12 protein-coding genes are annotated in these 17,988 nt (G+C 72.5%); 8 read left to right on the forward strand and 4 right to left on the reverse strand.

Annotated features, from left to right (window positions below):
• Nucleotides 1-273: 273 nt before the first annotated feature.
• A complete protein-coding gene (locus tag FHU37_RS00795; RefSeq protein ID WP_179812305.1) occupies nucleotides 274-1,773 on the forward strand; it encodes an amino acid permease in 1,500 nt (499 codons plus the stop codon).
• Nucleotides 1,774-1,881: 108 nt separating this feature from the next.
• Here FHU37_RS00795 and FHU37_RS00800 read toward each other — a convergent pair whose 3' ends face one another.
• Nucleotides 1,882-2,613, reverse strand: a complete 732-nt coding sequence (locus FHU37_RS00800) for a PIG-L deacetylase family protein (RefSeq protein ID WP_179812306.1) — start codon at nucleotides 2,611-2,613, stop codon at nucleotides 1,882-1,884.
• Nucleotides 2,614-2,896: 283 nt separating this feature from the next.
• On the opposite strand from FHU37_RS00800, the gene FHU37_RS00805 reads away from it, so the two are divergent.
• Nucleotides 2,897-5,686, forward strand: coding sequence for an aconitate hydratase (locus tag FHU37_RS00805; RefSeq protein ID WP_179812307.1), 2,790 nt, complete (start codon nucleotides 2,897-2,899; stop codon nucleotides 5,684-5,686).
• Between the two features lie 119 nt (nucleotides 5,687-5,805).
• Here the strand turns inward: FHU37_RS00805 and FHU37_RS00810 are convergent, their stop codons facing one another.
• Complete coding sequence (locus tag FHU37_RS00810; RefSeq protein ID WP_179812308.1) at nucleotides 5,806-6,366, reverse strand: hypothetical protein; 561 nt, start codon at nucleotides 6,364-6,366, stop codon at nucleotides 5,806-5,808.
• Between the two features lie 230 nt (nucleotides 6,367-6,596).
• Between FHU37_RS00810 and FHU37_RS00815 the strand changes: the two genes are divergently transcribed.
• The 6 genes from FHU37_RS00815 (at nucleotide 6,597) to dxs (ending at nucleotide 14,210) form a co-directional block, all read left to right on the forward strand.
• Nucleotides 6,597-6,977, forward strand: a complete 381-nt coding sequence (locus tag FHU37_RS00815; protein ID WP_179812309.1) for a hypothetical protein — start codon at nucleotides 6,597-6,599, stop codon at nucleotides 6,975-6,977.
• Between the two features lie 272 nt (nucleotides 6,978-7,249).
• Nucleotides 7,250-8,461 carry an ROK family transcriptional regulator gene (gene rok7B7 / locus FHU37_RS00820; protein ID WP_179812310.1) on the forward strand — a complete coding sequence of 404 codons (1,212 nt, stop codon included), beginning with the start codon at nucleotides 7,250-7,252 and terminating at the stop codon, nucleotides 8,459-8,461.
• Between the two features lie 160 nt (nucleotides 8,462-8,621).
• Nucleotides 8,622-9,749: a sugar ABC transporter substrate-binding protein gene (locus FHU37_RS00825; protein ID WP_179812311.1), complete on the forward strand. Its 1,128-nt coding sequence runs from the start codon at nucleotides 8,622-8,624 to the stop codon at nucleotides 9,747-9,749.
• A 106-nt stretch (nucleotides 9,750-9,855) separates the two neighbouring features.
• Nucleotides 9,856-10,650, forward strand: coding sequence for an ATP-binding cassette domain-containing protein (locus FHU37_RS00830; RefSeq protein WP_179812312.1), 795 nt, complete (start codon nucleotides 9,856-9,858; stop codon nucleotides 10,648-10,650).
• Nucleotides 10,647-11,960 carry a sugar ABC transporter permease gene (locus FHU37_RS00835; RefSeq protein WP_179812313.1) on the forward strand — a complete coding sequence of 438 codons (1,314 nt, stop codon included), beginning with the start codon at nucleotides 10,647-10,649 and terminating at the stop codon, nucleotides 11,958-11,960. Before FHU37_RS00830 ends, FHU37_RS00835 begins: the two co-directional genes overlap by 4 nt.
• 300 nt (nucleotides 11,961-12,260) lie before the next feature.
• A complete protein-coding gene (gene dxs / locus FHU37_RS00840; RefSeq protein ID WP_179812314.1) occupies nucleotides 12,261-14,210 on the forward strand; it encodes a 1-deoxy-D-xylulose-5-phosphate synthase in 1,950 nt (649 codons plus the stop codon).
• Between the two features lie 200 nt (nucleotides 14,211-14,410).
• Here the strand turns inward: dxs and FHU37_RS00845 are convergent, their stop codons facing one another.
• Together FHU37_RS00845 and FHU37_RS00850 are read right to left on the reverse strand one after the other, a co-directional pair.
• On the reverse strand, nucleotides 14,411-16,540 hold the full coding sequence (locus tag FHU37_RS00845) for a 3-hydroxyacyl-CoA dehydrogenase NAD-binding domain-containing protein (protein WP_179812315.1): 2,130 nt from the start codon (nucleotides 16,538-16,540) through the stop codon (nucleotides 14,411-14,413).
• The gene (locus tag FHU37_RS00850; RefSeq protein WP_179812316.1) at nucleotides 16,537-17,778 is read right to left on the reverse strand and encodes a thiolase family protein; all 1,242 of its coding nucleotides are present in this window, start codon (nucleotides 17,776-17,778) and stop codon (nucleotides 16,537-16,539) included. The genes FHU37_RS00845 and FHU37_RS00850 overlap by 4 nt, the downstream gene beginning before the upstream one ends.
• Nucleotides 17,779-17,988: the final 210 nt, after the last annotated feature.

Genomic DNA, 17,988 nt, shown 5'->3' on the forward strand with positions numbered 1-17,988 from the left:
TTATTGCATCACCTGCAAAGTTGCCGATCGTGCATTCTTCATCTGCTCCGGGCTGCCGGGCCCGCTGTGGTCCGATCGGCCGCGTGGAGCCCCCGCTGATCTGACATGTCCGATATTCGGACGGTACTGTTCGCAGGCTGGGCCCGTTCTGTAACGTTCCCGGGTCCCCAGGTTTCGGGGAGATGAAATGACGATGTGGTCTGCCTCCCGGCCCCGGCCCGGGGCCGGCGGTCGGCCACGGACCCGAGCTACTTGAAGTGATGGGAGCGGCCGATGGCACGGACGAAATCCGTGGAGCAGGCCCTGCGCGAGGCGGCCGGCGGCGAACGCAAGCTCCGCCGCGACCTCGGGGGCTTCGACCTCGCCGTGCTGGGCGTGGGCGTCATCCTCGGCACGGGCATCTTCGTGCTCACCGGCACGGTGGCGAAGAACACCGCCGGACCGGCGGCCGCCATCTCCTTCGTGATCGCGGCGGCCGTCTGCGCCTGCGCCGCGCTGTGCTACGCGGAGTTCGCCTCCACCGTTCCGGTGGCCGGCTCCGCGTACACCTTCTCCTACGTCACCTTCGGGGAACTCCCCGCCTGGATCATCGGCTGGGGGCTGGTGCTGGAGCTGACGCTCGCCGCCGCCGCGGTCAGCGTCGGCTGGTCCGGCTATCTGCAGTCGATGCTGGACAGCGCCGGCATCAACCTGCCGCACGCCCTGACCGGCGAGGACGGCTCCTTCATGAACCTCCCGGCAGCGCTGCTGATCGTGGCGCTGACCGGCGTGCTGGTGGTGGGCGGCACCCTGTCCAAGGCGCTCACCAACGCCCTGGTCGTGATCAAGGTGGGCGCCACGCTGCTGGTGATCGTCGCCGGCCTGTTCTTCGTCCGCGCGGAGAACTACCGCCCGTTCGTGCCGCCGGCCGAGTCCACCGAGGGCTCCTCCGGGGTGCACGCCTCGCTGCTGGAGACGATCTTCGGCATCGCCCCGACGTCCTTCGGCGTCGCCGGCGTCCTCACCGCCGCGTCGCTGGTCTTCTTCGCCTACATCGGCTTCGACATGGTCGCCACCTCGGCCGAGGAGACCAGGAACCCGCAGCGGGACCTGCCCGTCGGCATCATCGGCTCGCTCGCCGTGGTGACCGTGCTGTACTCCGCGGTGGCCCTGGTGGTCACCGGCATGCAGCACTACACCGAGCTGTCCGAGTCCGCCCCGCTCGCCGACGCCTTCCGTTCCGTCGGCGCGCCCTTCTTCGCCGGCGTGATCTCCCTGGCGGCCGTCCTCGGCATCATCGCCGTGGCGATGATCTGCTTCCGCAGCCAGACCCGGGTGTTCTTCGCCATGAGCCGGGACGGCCTGCTGCCGCCGGTCTTCTCCAAGGTCCACCCCAAGTACGGCACCCCCTACGGCTCCATCGTGGTGCTCGGCGTCGTGCTGGCCGTGATAACCGCCTTCGTGCCGTTCGACCGGCTGGCCGAGATGGTCAACATCGGCACCCTGTTCGCGTTCGCGGTCGTCTCCGGCGGCGTCCTGGTGCTCCGCCGCACCAGGCCCGACCTGCCGCGCGGCTTCCGCACGCCGCTGGTACCGGTGCTGCCGATCGTCTCGGTGCTGGCCTGCGTCTACCTGATGCTGAACCTCCAGGTCTTCACCTGGATCGCCTTCGCGGTGTGGTTCGTCCTCGGGCTGGCCGTGTACTACCTCTACGGCCGCGGCCGCAGCCACGTGGGCCGCGCCGCCGCGGCGGGCTCCGCGGCCCCGGCCGGGGCGGACGTGCCGGTGCGCTGAGCCGGCCGCGCCGGGCCGGCGCGCGTACGGGTGGGACGGGCCCGGCGGCGGGAAGGGGGTTCTCCCCTCCCGCCGCCGGGCCCGTGCCGTCCGGGTCCGCCCCGCCGCTCAGCGGCCGAAGAGCTCGAAGGCGACCGCCGGCCGGCCGCCGAACAGCGGCGCCGCCATGGCCGTCCCCTGCTCCACGACGGCGCGGCAGTAGTCCTCGGGAGCCTCGGTGGTCAGCGCCTCGATGTACGTGCGGTGCGCCAGCAGCGAGCGGGTCGCGCGCTCGAGGCCGCCGGTCACGTCCACCGCGTGGGTCGGTCGGGGCGAGGCGGCGACCGCCACCCAGCGCACCCCGTCCCACGGTTCCAGGCCCGCCCGGAGCAGTTCGGGGAAGATCCACCGGTTGCCGGCGTCGGCGGCGGCGTCCAGCGCGGCCAGCCCCACCGCCCGGTGGTCCGGGGTGTTCCACACGCCGGGGCCCCAGGTCTCGTGGTGGTTGATCGTCACGACCAGCTCGGGCCGGTGCCGGCGGATCGCCGCCGCGAGGTCCCGGCGCAACGCGGGGCCGTACTCGACGACCCCGTCCCGGTGGTCCAGGAACTCCACCACGGACACCCCGACCACGGCGGCGCCGGCCCGCTGCTCCTGCTCGCGCAGCGGGCCGGCCTCGGCCGGGGGCAGCGTGTCGATGCCCGCCTCGCCCCGCGTGACCAGCAGGTAGGCGACCTCGCGGCCGGCGTCGGTCCAGGTGGCGACGGCCGCGGCGGCGCCGTACTCCAGGTCGTCGGGGTGGGCGACGATCGCCAGGGCGCGCCGCCAGTCGTCGGGCAGCGGATCGAGTCGGTCGGTCATCCTCACTCCGTCCTGCGGCGGCCGGTCGGTCCGCGCCGTCCGGGAGCGCCGGGTGTCCCGCCCGCCGCGCCCGGATGGGCCGGATGCCTGACGGCATGGCACGCCGGTCGCATACCACGAGGGGCATGGACTATGGTGTTATCTCGACATCGAGATATGCGGCGCGACAGCCGGCGCAAGTTTAGGTAAGGGTCGCCTAACTTAGCAACACCTCAGCTGGTGGCCGTCCCGTCGAGTCGGCAGGATCGTGTCGGTACGCGCTTATGTGACGAAGGGGACTGCCGTGTCCGCGAACAGCTTCAACGCCCGCAGCACGCTGCACGTGGGCGACGAGTCGTACGAGATCTTCAAGCTCGACGCCGTCGAAGGCTCGGCCCGGCTGCCGTACAGCCTGAAGATCCTGCTGGAGAACCTGCTCCGCACCGAGGACGGCGCCAACATCACCGCCGACCACATCCGGGCGCTCGGCGCCTGGGACCCGAAGGCCGAGCCGAGCCAGGAGATCCAGTTCACCCCGGCCCGGGTGATCATGCAGGACTTCACCGGCGTGCCCTGCGTGGTGGACCTCGCCACCATGCGCGAGGCCGTCCGGGAGCTCGGTGGCGACCCGGCCCGGATCAACCCGCTGGCCCCGGCCGAGCTGGTCATCGACCACTCCGTCATCGCCGACGTCTTCGGCGCCCCGGACGCCTTCGCGCGCAACGTGGAGCTGGAGTACGGCCGCAACCGCGAGCGCTACCAGTTCCTGCGCTGGGGGCAGACCGCGTTCGACGAGTTCAAGGTCGTCCCGCCGGGCACCGGCATCGTGCACCAGGTGAACATCGAGCACCTGGCCCGCACCGTCATGGTGCGCGGCGGCCAGGCCTACCCGGACACCCTGGTGGGTACCGACTCGCACACCACCATGGTCAACGGCCTGGGCGTGCTGGGCTGGGGCGTCGGCGGCATCGAGGCCGAGGCCGCCATGCTCGGCCAGCCGGTCTCCATGCTGATCCCGCGGGTGGTCGGCTTCAAGCTGACCGGCGAGCTGCCGGCCGGCACCACCGCCACCGACCTGGTGCTCACCATCACCGAGCGCCTGCGCAAGCACGGCGTGGTGGGCAAGTTCGTGGAGTTCTACGGCGAGGGCGTCTCCGCCGTCCCGCTGGCCAACCGCGCCACCATCGGCAACATGAGCCCCGAGTTCGGCTCCACCGCCGCGATCTTCCCGATCGACGCCGAAACGATCAACTACCTCCGGCTCACCGGCCGTCCGGCCCAGCAGCTCGCGCTGGTCGAGGCGTACGCCAAGGAGCAGGGCCTGTGGCACGACCCGTCGGTCGAGCCGGAGTTCTCCGAGTACGTCGAGCTGGACCTGTCCACCGTCGTGCCGTCCATCGCCGGCCCCAAGCGCCCGCAGGACCGCATCGTGCTGGCCGAGGCCCAGGCCGCCTTCCGCCGTGACGTGCTCACCTACGTCTCCGCCGACCACGACGCCGAGGACGGCATCACCTCGGTGGACGAGGGCGTCGCAGAAACGTTCCCGGCGTCCGACCCGGTCTCCGTGGTCGACGGCGAGCACCCGCTGCACGAGGTCGTCGGCACCGCCACCAAGGTCTCCGGCCGGCCGAGCAAGCCCACCAAGGTGACCGCCCCCGACGGGAGCGAGTACTACATCGACCACGGCGCCGTCACCGTCGCCGCGATCACCTCCTGCACCAACACCTCCAACCCGTACGTCATGGTCGGCGCGGCGCTGCTGGCCAAGAAGGCGGTGGAGAAGGGCCTGACCCGCAAGCCCTGGGTGAAGACCACGCTCGCCCCCGGCTCCAAGGTCGTCATGGACTACTACGACCGCGCGGGCCTGACCCCCTACCTGGACAAGGTCGGCTTCAACCTCGTCGGCTACGGCTGCACCACCTGCATCGGCAACTCCGGCCCGCTGCCGGAGGAGGTCTCCAAGGCGGTCAACGACAACGACCTGGCGGTCACCGCGGTGCTCTCCGGCAACCGCAACTTCGAGGGCCGGATCAACCCGGACGTCAAGATGAACTACCTGGCGTCCCCGCCGCTGGTCGTCGCCTACGCGCTGGCCGGCACGATGGACATCGACATCACCTCCGACGCCCTCGGCACGGGCTCCGACGGCCAGCCGGTGTACCTGAAGGACATCTGGCCGAGCGAGCAGGAGGTCGAGGAGGTCGTCGCCTCCGCCATCGGCCAGGAGATGTTCGCCCAGGACTACGCCGACGTCTTCGCCGGCGACGCCCAGTGGCAGGCGCTGCCGATCCCCACCGGCGACACCTTCGAGTGGGACCCGGAGTCCACCTACGTCCGCAAGCCCCCGTACTTCGAGGGCATGAAGGAGCAGCCGGACCCGGTCACCGACATCTCCGGCGCCCGCGTCCTGGCCAAGCTGGGCGACTCGGTCACCACCGACCACATCTCCCCGGCCGGTGCCATCAAGGCCGACACCCCGGCCGGCAAGTACCTCACCGAGCACGGCGTGGAGCGCCGGGACTTCAACTCCTACGGGTCCCGCCGCGGCAACCACGAGGTGATGATCCGCGGCACCTTCGCCAACATCCGGCTGCGCAACCAGATCGCGCCGGGCACCGAGGGCGGCTACACCCGCGACTTCACCCAGGAGGGCGGCCCGGTCTCCTTCATCTACGACGCCTCGCAGAACTACCAGGCCGCCGGCATCCCGCTGGTCGTCCTGGCCGGCAAGGAGTACGGCTCCGGCTCCTCCCGCGACTGGGCGGCCAAGGGCACCGCGCTGCTCGGCGTCAAGGCCGTCATCGCCGAGTCCTACGAGCGCATCCACCGCTCCAACCTGATCGGCATGGGCGTGCTGCCCCTGCAGTTCCCGGAGGGGGCCAGCGCCGACTCGCTCGGTCTGACCGGCGAGGAGACCTTCGAGATCACCGGGATCACCGCGCTCAACGAGGGCGGCATCCCGCGGACGGTGAAGGTGAAGGCCGGCGAGGTCGAGTTCGACGCCACCGTGCGCATCGACACCCCCGGCGAGGCGGACTACTACCGCAACGGCGGCATCATGCAGTACGTGCTGCGCTCGCTGCTGCGCAAGTGAGCCGGCGGCCGGCGGGCGCGGCGCGCGAGGCCGCGCCCGCCGGCCGGTGAACGGGGCGGTGCCCCGGGAGTCCGCTCCCGGGGCACCGCCCCGTCCGTCCGCCGCCGGGCGCCCGCCGGCTACTCCTTCTCGGCGCCGACCAGCTCGCAGACCATCACGGAGACCTCGTCGTCGGAGTCCACCGAGCCGCCCTCCACCGCGAGGCCCTCGGCCGACTCGTGGCCGTCCAGGGAGGTGTTCAGCGTGCCCCGGGCGACCTCCTCGTCGTCGTCCGTGAGGAAGGCGACCTGGAGCTCGTAGGCGTAGGGGAGCGGGTCGGTGTTCTCGACGTCCACCACGGCGGTCAGCCGGCCGTCGAAGTTGTCCGCCTCGCACTCGGTGATGGTCACCTCGTCGTAGGCGTCCTCGGCGAGGAAGGAGTCGCCGCCCGCGTCGCCACCGGAGCCCTCGGCGGGGTCGTCGCCGGTGACGTCGCCGGGGACGTCCACGTCGACGTCGTCATCGTCGTGGCGCTGGGAACCGCCGCCGCTGCCTCCTCCGGCGTCGCCGTGGTCGGCGGCGCCGGAGGAGGAGCCGCTGCCGCCGCCGAAGCTGCATCCGGCACCGCGGCTGGCTCCGGTCACCGCGAGGGTGGCGACCACGGCGAGGGCGGCGGTGGCGATGCGCAGGGGGCGTCTCATCTGGTTTCCGTTCCGTCGGGAAGTGGTATTGATCACCGGTTGGCCGGCGTTGCGGGGGAGGACGCGGGGCCGCCCCGTCCGAGTTCCACCCCGCGGCGGAACGGCCGCCCGGGCCAGCCGGGGTGACGCCCCCTCAGCGCTCCCCGGCTCGTCGTAGTCGCAGGTCAGCGGGGGTGTGCCGGTCATGATCAACAGTGCGCGGGGGGCGCTCGGCACACATAATCGAACGCATGAACGACTATGCGGCGCGGGTGACACCGCCCGGCTGGCCGCGCCAGGTGCGGCCGCCCGGCGCCCCCGACTGGGAGCGCACCGCGGTGAACTGGCTGTTCGACCTGTGCCCGCCGGAGTACCGCCGGCACACCACGCTGCGCCGCCACCCCGTGCTGCTGGCCCGGATGGCCCGCCAGCACGTCGAGTCCGCCGTGCAGGCCGCCCGCCGCGGCTACTCCACCGCCCGGATGGAGCTGGCCGAGCGCGTGCCTCCGCAGACCGTGGAGGAGCTGATGCGCGTCTACGAGCACGAGGGCGCCCGGCTGGTCTCGCTGACCCGCCAGGTCCAGCTGGTGGAGGACGCCCTCAACGGCGTGCGCTGGCGGCCCAGGCTCTAGGGCCCCCGCGCCCCTCCCGGGCCGCTCCCCCCGCCCGGATCCGCGCCACCGGGCCGGCGGCCGGGGGCGCGCCGGCGAAATCGACGATTCACCGATGGTTCAGGCTCTTGACGCCGCTCCTCAACCACAGGTGAGCTTGGTGTTCATAAGTTGTAGGCGAGCGAACCGCCGAGCGGTTTCGCCCGCGCGGGAGTCCGCACCGTGGCGCACGTACCCGCCTGAGTGTCTCGGGACGGATTCCGGCCTCGCCGCATACGAGAGGTTGTGAAGGCATGTCCGTGGAGACTCCGGGCTCCCAGTCGTCGCTGCACCGCGCCAATGTCGAGCGGGTGCTGCGCGCCGTGTACCAGGCGGGTTCGCCCACGCAGGCACAGATCGCGAGGACCACCGGGCTGTCCGCCGCCACGGTGTCCAACATCGTCCGCGAGCTGGAGGCCTCGGGGGCGGTGGTGGTGCGCCCCACCTCGGCCGGGGGGCGCCGGGCGCGCAGCGTGTCGCTGAGCAACAGCGCGGGCGTGGTGGTGGGGGTGGATTTCGGCCACGCGCACCTGAGGGTGGCCGTGGGGGCGCTCTCCCACGAGGTGCTGGCCGAGGAGGCGGCGCCGATCGACGTGGACGCCTCCGCCGTGGTCGGGTTGGAGTCGGCCGAGAAGCTGGTCTTCCGGCTGCTGGAGCGGGCCGGGGTGGAGCCCGAGCGGGTGATCGGGGTGGGGCTCGGCCTGCCCGGCCCGATCGACGCCGACACCGGGGAGCTGGGCTCCACCGCGATCCTGCCGGGGTGGACCGGGGTGCGGCCGCAGGCGGAGCTGGCCGAGCGGCTGGGGCTGGCGGTGCACGTGGACAACGACGCCAACCTCGGCGCCCTCGGCGAGCTGGTCTGGGGCGCCGGCCGGGGGTTCGCCGACATGGCCTACATCAAGGTGGCCAGCGGCGTCGGCGCCGGACTGATGATCGGCGGCCGGCTGTACCGGGGGCCGGGCGGCACGGCCGGCGAGATCGGCCACATCACCCTGGACGAGTCCGGTCCGGTCTGCCGCTGCGGCAACCGCGGCTGCCTGGAGACCTACACCAACTCCCGGGCGCTGCTCGGCCTGCTGAGCGAGAGCCACGGCACCGACCTCACCCTGGCCTCGATGGTGGCGCTCGCCAGGGAGGGCGACCCGGGCTGCCGGCGGGTGCTGCAGGACGCCGGCCGGCACATCGGCATGGGCGTCGCCCACCTGTGCAACCTGCTCAACCCGCGCCGGGTGGTGATCGGCGGGGAGCTGGCCGAGGCCGGCGAACTGCTGCTGGCGCCGGTGCGCGAGTCCGTCTCCCGGTACGCGATCCCGAGCGCCGCCCGGCAGCTCAGCGTGGTGCCCGGCGAGCTCGGCCGGCGCGCCGGGGTGCTCGGGGCGCTGGCGCTGGTGATGACCGAGATGAGCGACTCGCAGTTGTTCGCCCGTTCTGACGGCATGTTGGGCGTTCTGCCGTCCACTGTGTGAACGCCGCGTAGCCGGATAGTCGGCTGAAGTCTTCGACTGGATAACAAGAGGGACGGATTTTCGGATAGCTGGATTCGACTTCTTGACGCCCCCATCGCGGCGAGGTTGACTGCGTGCAGCCTCGCCGCGATGAAGCGGCCATGTCAGGGAGGTTTCTGAGTTGAAGACTCGCACGCGTCGTTTCGCGCTGGCCGCGGCCGCGCTCTCGCTCACCACCGGCCTCGCCGCCTGTGGAACCGCCGAACAGGCGGGGAACGGCGATGGAGGAAACGATTCTTCTAACGCGTCGGGAGCATCCGACGGAATCAGGATCGGCCTGCTGCTGCCGGAATCCAAGACCGCGCGCTACGAGAAGTTCGACCGCCCCTACATCGAGGAGGCGGTGGCCGAACTCTGCGCCGACTGCGAGGTCCTCTACGCAAACGCCAGCCAGGACCCGGCCAAGCAGCAGCAGCAGGTCGACTCGATGCTCACCGACGGCGTGGACGTGCTCATCCTGGACGCCGTCGACTACAAGGCCATCGAGTCGTCGGTGAACAAGGCGGAGCAGCAGGGCGTCCCGGTCGTCGCCTACGACCGGCTGGCCGAGGGGCCGATCGACGCCTACGTCTCCTTCGACAACGTCGCCATCGGCCGCCTCCAGGGCGAGGCGCTGCTGGAGGCGATGCGGGCCAACGGCGACCCGATGGACGGCCAGACCATCCTCATCAACGGCTCGCCCACCGACCCCAACGCCGGTCAGTTCAAGCAGGGCATGCACGAGGCGCTGGACGGCAACGTGCAGGTGGCGGCCGAGTACGACGTGCCGGACTGGAGCCCGGACCAGGCCCAGACCTCGGCCGCCGGCGCCATCACCGCCGCCGGCGTGGAGAACGTGGTGGGCGTCTACGCCGCCAACGACGGCATGGCCGGCGGCGTGATCGCCGCCCTGAAGGCCGCCGGCGCCGACCCGCTGCCGCCGGTCTCCGGCCAGGACGCCGAGATCACCGGCGTCCAGCGGATCCTCAGCGGCGAGCAGACCATGACCATCTACAAGGCGATCCGCCCGGAGGCCCAGGCCGCCGCCGAGTTCGCGGTCGCGCTGGCCCGCGGCGAGGAGATCACCACCGCCACCGGCACGGTGGACAACGCCACCGCCCGGGACGTCCCGGCGACCATCATCGCGCCCACCGTGCTGACCAGAGACAACATCGCGGAGACGGTCGTCGCCGACGGCTACTGGACCATCGAGGAGATCTGCGACGCCGCGCACCAGGACGCCTGCCGCGAGGCCGGCCTGCTCGACTGACGCCCGCGGGCGCACCCCACCACACCACCGCTGACCGGTCGGGGGCCGCCCGCGCGGCGGGCCGCCCCTGCCCGGGAGCGGGCGCGAAGAGAAACGGTGAACAACAGTGACTAGCGCACCCGTACTGGCGCTGCGCGGGATCTCCAAGCGGTTCGGGGCGGTCCAGGCCCTCACCGACGTCCACCTGGAGGTCCATGCCGGAGAGGTCGTCGCACTGGTCGGCGACAACGGCGCGGGCAAGTCCACCCTGGTCAAGACCATCGCCGGCGTCGGCCCGGCGGACACCGGCACCATCGAGTGGGAGGGCCGCGCCGTCACCATCGGCCGGCCCCAGGACGCCCAGGAACTGGGCATCGCGACCGTCTACCAGGACCTCGCGCTCTGCGACAACCTCGACGTCGTCGGCAACCTCTTCCTCGGCCGGGAGATCGTCCGCGGCGGCGTCCTGGACGAGGTCGAGATGGAGCGCCGCTCCCGCGACCTGCTGAACACCCTGTCCATCCGGATCCCCAGCGTGCGCATCCCGGTCGCCTCGCTCTCCGGCGGCCAGCGGCAGACCGTGGCGATCTCCCGCTCGCTGCTCGGCGAGCCGAAGATCGTCATCCTCGACGAGCCCACCGCGGCGCTGGGCGTCGAGCAGACCGCCCAGGTGCTGGACCTGGTGGAGCGGCTGCGCGACCGCGGCCTCGGGGTCATCCTGATCAGCCACAACATGGCCGACGTACTGGCCGTCTCGGACCGGGTGGCGGTGCTCCGCCTCGGGCGCAACAACGGCGTCTTCGACGTCGAGGGCCTGCGCAGCGAGGACCTGGTGGCCGCCATCACCGGCGCCGACGAGAACGCCGTCACCCGCCGCCACGCGCGGTCGAACTCCCGGACCGCGGAGGTGGGAAGCGAGTGAGCCAGACGTCCCAGCCCCGGCGCGACACCGCCGGCGCCCCCCAGGACACCGCGGCGGCGCCGGGTGTCGCCCCCGCGGTGGCCGCCAAGGCCCCGCAGATCGACCCCCGCCTCGTCGTCCGCGAGCGCGGCCTGCGCGGCTGGGCCGAGGAGACCCGCCGCCGGGTCACCAGCGGCGAACTCGGCTCGATCCCGGTCATCATCGGGCTGATCGTGATCTGGGCGGTGTTCCAGGGCCTGAACGACCGCTTCCTGTCCGCGCAGAACCTCTCCAACCTCAGCGTGGACATCGTCTCCACCGGCCTGATCGCCGTCGGCATCGTCTGGGTGCTGCTGCTCGGCGAGATCGACCTGTCGGCCGGCTCGGTCAGTGGCGTGTGCGCGGCGGTGCTCGCCGTGCTCAGCGTCAACCAGGGCGTGAACCCGGTGCTCGCCGTGATCGCGGCCATGGCGGTCGGCGGCGTGCTCGGACTGGTGCACGGCTTCTTCTTCGCCCGCATCGGCGTCCCGGCCTTCGTGGTCACCCTCGCCGGCATGCTCGGCTGGAACGGCCTGCAACTGTCCGTGCTCGGCCCGAACGGCAGCATCAACTTCCCCTACGACGGCTTCGTGGGCTCGCTCACCGCCACCTACTTCGAGTACCAGATCGCCGCCTACGGCCTGGCGATCGTGGTGATCGCCGGCTACCTCGGCCTGTCCCTGCTGGGCAACCGGCGGCGCGCCGCCGCCGGCATCCCCACCCGCAGCACCGAGGAGATCGCGATCCGCACCGGCGTGCTCGCCGTGCTGGTGCTGGCCGCGGCCTGGCTGCTCAACCAGTACATGGGTCTGCCGCTGGCCCTGGTGATCTTCATCGCGGTCGTGGTGGGCATGGAGTTCGTGCTGCGCCGCACCACCTTCGGCCGGCAGGTGTTCGCGGTCGGCGGCAACGTCGAGGCGGCCCGCCGGGCGGGCATCCCGGTGGCCCGGGTGCGGATGACCGTCTTCGCCATCAGCGGCACCATGGCGGCGCTCGGCGGCGTCTTCGCGGCCTCGCGGATCTTCTCCGCCAGCCAGGCGACCGGCTCCAGCACCGTCCTGATGAACGCCATCGCCGCGGCGGTCATCGGCGGCACCAGCTTGTTCGGCGGGCGCGGAAGCATGTACTCCGCTTTGATCGGCGTCCTGGTCATCCAGTCCATCGCCTCCGGCATGGCGCTCCAGGGGATCAGCAACTCGGTGCAGTTCATGGTCACCGGCGCGGTGCTGCTGGCCGCCGTGGTGATCGACTCGGTCTCCCGGCGGAACCAGCGCTCCTCCGGACGCGTCTGACACCAGCGGATGCCGCCGCCGCCCCGACGCCTCCCATCCGGACCGGAACGCCGGTCCGGATGGGAGGCGCCAGGCGGGGTACGCGACGGGCGGGGAACGGCCCCGGCGGGCCGTTCCCCGCCCGTCGCGCCGCGGGCTACCGGCGAGTAGCCTCCAGGGGCGTCGGGCACCTGCCACCTTTCCGGTGGGGCGCCAGCCGTCAGGGCGCCACGCGTAGACTCGGTGGGCCGGGGCGAGCCCCGGACCCGCGTCCGACGAACCCTGCCCAAGGACGTGCCGCGTTCGACGAAGGAGGACTGGGTGGCCCTGCTGACCCGAATCCGCAGCCCTCGGGACCTAGACGCCCTCACCCCCGAACAGCTGGACGAGCTGGCCGAGGAGATCCGCGCCTTCCTCGTCGACTCGGTCTCCCGCACCGGCGGGCACCTGGGCCCCAACCTCGGCGTGGTGGAACTCACCATCGCCCTGCACCGGGTCTTCGACTCCCCCCGGGACCGCGTCCTGTTCGACACCGGCCACCAGTCGTACGTGCACAAGCTGCTCACCGGCCGGCAGGACTTCAGCCGCCTGCGCAAACGCGGCGGCCTGTCCGGCTACCCCTCCCGCGCCGAGTCCGAGCACGACGTCATCGAGAACTCGCACGCCTCCACCGTGCTGGGCTGGGCCGACGGCATCGCCAAGGCCAACCGGCTGCGCGGCCTGGACGACCGCTCGGTCGTCGCCGTCATCGGCGACGGCGCCCTGACCGGCGGCATGGCCTGGGAGGCGCTCAACAACATCGCCGCCGACAAGGACCTCCCGCTCGTCGTCGTCATCAACGACAACGAGCGCTCCTACGCCCCGACCATCGGCGGCCTGGCCACCCACCTGGCCACCCTGCGCACCACCGCCGGCTACGAGCGCTTCCTGGAGTGGGGCCGCGGCGTGCTCGGCCGCACCCCGGTCGTCGGCGGCCCCATCTTCGACACCCTGCACGGCGTGAAGAAGGGCATCAAGGACATCGTCGCCCCGCAGGGCATGTTCGAGGACCTGGGCCTGAAGTACCTCGGCCCGATCGACGGCCACGACGTCCAGGCTGTGGAGCGGGCGCTGCGCACCGCCCGCCGCTTCCGCGGCCCGGTCATCGTGCACTGCATCACCCAGAAGGGACGCGGCTACCGCCCCGCCGAGCAGGACGAGGCCGACCGCTTCCACGCCGTGCGGGTCATACACCCGGAGACCGGCCTGCCGGTCTCCAGCGCCGGCAAGGACTGGACCAGCGTCTTCGGCGAGGAGATGGAGGCGATCGGCGCCGAGCGCCCCGACGTCGTCGCCATCACCGCCGCCATGCTCCAGCCCGTCGGCCTGCAGGGCTTCGCCTCCCGCTTCCCCGACCGGGTCTTCGACGTCGGCATCGCCGAGCAGCACGCCGCCGTCTCCGCCGCCGGCCTGGCCACCGGCGGCCTGCACCCGGTCTTCGCCGTCTACGCGACCTTCCTCAACCGCGCCTTCGACCAGGTGCTGATGGACGTCGCGCTGCACCGCTGCGGCGTCACCTTCGTCCTCGACCGCGCCGGCGTCACCGGCGACGACGGCCCCAGCCACAACGGCATGTGGGACATGTCGATCCTCCAGGTGGTGCCCGGGCTGCGGATCGCCGCCCCGCGCGACGCCGACCAGCTGCGCGCCCAGCTCCGCGAGGCCGTGGACGTGGACGACGCCCCCACGGTGGTCCGCTACTCCAAGGGCGCCGTCGGCGCGCCCGTGCCCGCCGTCGGCCAGCTGGCCGGCATGGACCTGCTGCACGCCGCGGGCGGCGCCGACCAGGCGGCCGCCGAGGGGCGGGAGCCGGCCGCCGACGTGCTGATCGTCTCGGTGGGCGCGCTCGCCCCGATGTGCCTGGAGGTCGCCGAGCGCCTCGGCGAGCAGGGCATCACCTCCACCGTGGTGGACCCGCGCTGGGTCAAGCCGGTCAACCCCGCCCTGCCGGGCCTGGCCGCCCGCCACCGCGTGGTGGTCACCGTCGAGGACAACGTGCGCACCTCCGGCGTCGGCTCCGCCATCGCCCAGGCCCTCCGGGACGCCGGCGTGGACCTGCCGCTGCGCGACTTCGGCATCCCCGAGCGCTTCCTGGACCACTCCGCCCGCGGCGAGCTGCTGGAGGAGATCGGCCTGACCGCCTCCGACATCTCCCGGCGGGTGGTGGAGCTGGTGGTCACCCTCGACGACCAGCCCGTCGCCGCCCAGGCGGCGGCCGGCCGCGGTCGCTGACCGCGCCCACAACCCCCAGGCCCCCCGAGCCCGGGCCGGGAGGCGGCCACCGGTCGCCTCCCGGCCCGGGCCGTTGCGCGCCACCGCCCGCCTCCCGCCGCCGGACGGGACGCCGCGGGCCGGGACGCCGTCGGGCAAGGCGAGGGCCCGCGTACCCCCGACCGGGTACGCGGGCCCTCGGCCCCGACGGACGAGCCCGGCTACAGGCTGGCCACGCCGCGCGGCAGGAACCGCTTGCCGTTCGCCTTCTCGGCGTAGCCGGCGCGGTCCAGGTACGGCGTGATGCCGCCCAGGTGGAACGGCCAGCCGGCGCCGGTGATCAGGCACAGGTCGACGTCCTGCGCCTCGGCCACCACGCCCTCGGCGAGCATCAGGCCGATCTCCTCGGCGATGGCCAGCAGCGCCCGCTCCCGCACCTGCTCCTCGTCCAGCGGCGCGTTCCCGGCCTGGTAGAGCGCGGTGACCTCCGGGTCGATCCGCACCTGGTCACCCTCGCGCACCAGGATGGTCCGCCGGCCGGCCGCCACGATCCGGCCGAGGTTCTCCGAGACGCCGAAGCGCTCCGGGAAGGCGCCGTGCAGGGTGCCGGCCACGTGGTGCGCCACGGCCGGGCCCACCAGCTCCAGCAGTTCCAGCGGCGACATCGGCAGGCCCAGCGGGGCCAGCGCCCGGTCGGCCACCTCGAACGGCGTGCCCTCGTCGATGGCGGCCAGCACCTCGCCCATGAAGCGGGTGAGCACCCGGTTGACCACGAACGCCGGGGCGTCCTTGACCAGCACCGCGGTCTTCTTCAGCTGCTTGGCCACCGCGAACGCCGTCGCCAGCGAGGCGTCGTCGGTGCGCTCGGCCCGCACCACCTCCAGCAGCGGCAGCACCGCCACCGGGTTGAAGAAGTGGAAGCCCACCACCCGCTCGGGGTGCCGCAGCTCGGCGGCCATCTCGGTCACCGAGAGCGAGGAGGTGTTGGTGGCGAGCACCGCCTCCGGCGAGACCACGGCCTCCACCTCGGCGAAGACCTGGCGCTTGACCGACAGCTCCTCGAAGACCGCCTCGATGACGAAGTCGGCGTCGGCGAAGGCGTCCTTGGACAGGGAGCCGGTCACCAGGGCCTTGAGGCGGTTCGCCTTGTCCGGGCCGATCCGCTGCTTGGCCAGCAGCTTGTCCACCTCGGCGTGCACGTAGCCGACGCCCTTGTCCACCCGCTCGGCGTCGATGTCGGTGAGCACCACCGGCACCTCCAGCCGCCGGGCGAACAGCAGCGCCAGCTGCGAGGCCATCAGGCCCGCGCCGACCACGCCCACCTTGGTCACCTTGCGGGCCAGCGACTTGTCCGGGGCGCCGACCGGCCGCTTGGCGCGGCGCTGCACCAGGTTGAAGGCGTACAGGCTGCTGCGCAGCTCGTCGCTCATGATCAGGTCGGCGAGCGCCTCGTCCTCGGCGTCGAAGCCCACCTGGAGGCCGTCGGCGTCACCGAGCCGGGCGGCCCGGGCGGCGTCGATCAGCTCCAGCGCCCGGTACGGGGCGGGGGCGGCGCCGTGCACCTTGGCGTCGGCGATGGCCCGGCCGCGGGCGACCGCCGCGTCCCAGGCCTCGCCGCGGTCCACCTCGGGGCGCTCCACGACCGTCTCGCCGGTGATCACCGAGGCGGTCCAGGACAGCGACTGGGCCAGGAAGTCCGCCGGCTCGAACAGCGCGTCGGCGATCCCCAGCTCGTACACCTGGGGGCCCTTCAGCTGCCGGTTCTGGTTCAGCGCGTTCTCGATGATCACGCTGACGGCCTTGTCGGCCCCGATCAGGTTCGGCAGGATCGTGCAGCCGCCCCAGCCGGGCACCAGGCCCAGGAAGACCTCCGGCAGCGAGAACGCCGGCACGCCGGCCGAGACCGTGCGGTAGGTGCAGTGCAGGCCGATCTCCACGCCGCCGCCCATCGCGGCGCCGTTGTAGTAGGCGAACGACGGCACCGGCAGCGCGGCCAGCCGCTTGAAGACGTCGTGCCCGGCCCGGCCGATGGACACCGCGAGGTCGCGGTCGGCCAGCACGCCGATGCCCTTGAGGTCGGCGCCGACGGCGAAGACGAACGGCTTGCCGGTCACGCCCACGCCGACGATCTCGCCGCCGACCGCCGCCGCCTCCACGGTGGACATCGCCTCGGCGAGGTTCGCCAGGCCGCGCGGTCCGAAGGTCGTCGGCTTGGTGTGGTCCAGGCCGTTGTCCAGCGTGATCAGCGCGAAGCGGCCGGCGCCCCGGGGCAGGTCAAGGAAGCGCACGTGCGCCGAGGTGACGACCTCGTCGGGGAAGACGTCGGCCGCCGTGACGTTGTGCTGGCTCACTTCTCGCCCTCCTGCGCACCGGTGAAGTGCGGGTTCTCCCAGATGACGGTTCCGCCCATGCCCATGCCGATGCACATCGTGGTCAGGCCGTAGCGCACCTCGGGGTGGTCCCGGAACTGCCGGGCCAGTTGGTTCATCAGCCGCACGCCGGAGGACGCCAGCGGGTGCCCGAAGGCGATGGCGCCCCCGTAGGGGTTGACCCGCTCGTCGTCGTCGGCGATGCCGAAGTGGTCCAGGAAGGCGAGCACCTGCACGGCGAACGCCTCGTTGATCTCGAACAGGCCGATGTCCTCGATGCCGAGACCGGCCTTGGCCAGCGCCTTCTCGGTGGCCGGGACCGGGCCGATGCCCATCACCTCCGGCTCGACGCCGGCGAAGGCGTAGGAGACCAGGCGCATCTTGACCGGCAGGCCGAGCTCGCGGGCGACCTCCTCGGCGGCGATCAGCGAGGCGGTGGCGCCGTCGTTGAGGCCGGCGGAGTTGCCGGCGGTGACCCGGCCGTGCGGGCGGAACGGCGTCTTGAGGCCCGCCAGGCCCTCCATGGTGGTGCCCGGGCGCATCGGCTCGTCGGCCGTGGCCAGGCCCCAGCCGGCCTCCAGGCCGGTGGCCTCGGCGGTCTCGGCGCTGCGCCGGATCGCGATCGGGACCAGGTCCTCCTGGATCAGTCCGTTGGCGTACGCCTTGGCGGCCTTCTCCTGGGAGCGCACGGCGTAGGCGTCGGCCCGCTCCTTGGTCAGCTGCGGGAAGCGGTCGTGGATGTTCTCCGCGGTCATGCCCATGAAGAGCGCGGAGGAGTCGACCAGCCGCTCGCTGACGAACCGCGGGTTGGGGTCGACACCCTCGCCCATCGGGTGGCGGCCCATGTGCTCGACGCCGCCGGCCAGCGCGACGTCGTAGGCGCCCAGCGCGATGCCGCCGGCCACGTTGGTGACGGCCGTCATGGCGCCCGCGCACATCCGGTCCACGGCGTAGCCGGGGACCGAACGGGGCAGGCCGGCCAGCAGCGCCGCGGTGCGGCCGATGGTCAGCCCCTGGTCGCCGGTCTGGGTGGTGGCGGCGATGGCCACCTCGTCGACGCGCTCGGCGGGCAGCGCCGGGTTGCGGCGGAGCAGCTCGCGCAGGCAGGCCACTTCGAGATCGTCGGCGCGGGTCTCGTGGTAGATGCCCTTCGGGCCGGCCTTGCCGAACGGGGTGCGGACGCCGTCGACGAAGACGATGTCCCTCACGGTACGAGGCACGTGGCTCTCCTCCAGTGCGCGGTTCTGGGCGTCAGCACTCATGCTACTCATGGGTAACCAATTCGCCTACCGTGCCCGGCGGGGGATTTTCGGCCGCGTCGTGGTGAGCCGGGGCGGACCGGGGCCCGGATGCGCGCGGGGGTGGGCGCCGCGGCGTGGTGCCGCGGCGCCCACCCCTGGTGCGCCGTGTCGTCGACGGCCGGACCCCTG

It is taken from the genome of Allostreptomyces psammosilenae, from assembly GCF_013407765.1.
Lineage (GTDB): Bacteria > Actinomycetota > Actinomycetes > Streptomycetales > Streptomycetaceae > Allostreptomyces > Allostreptomyces psammosilenae.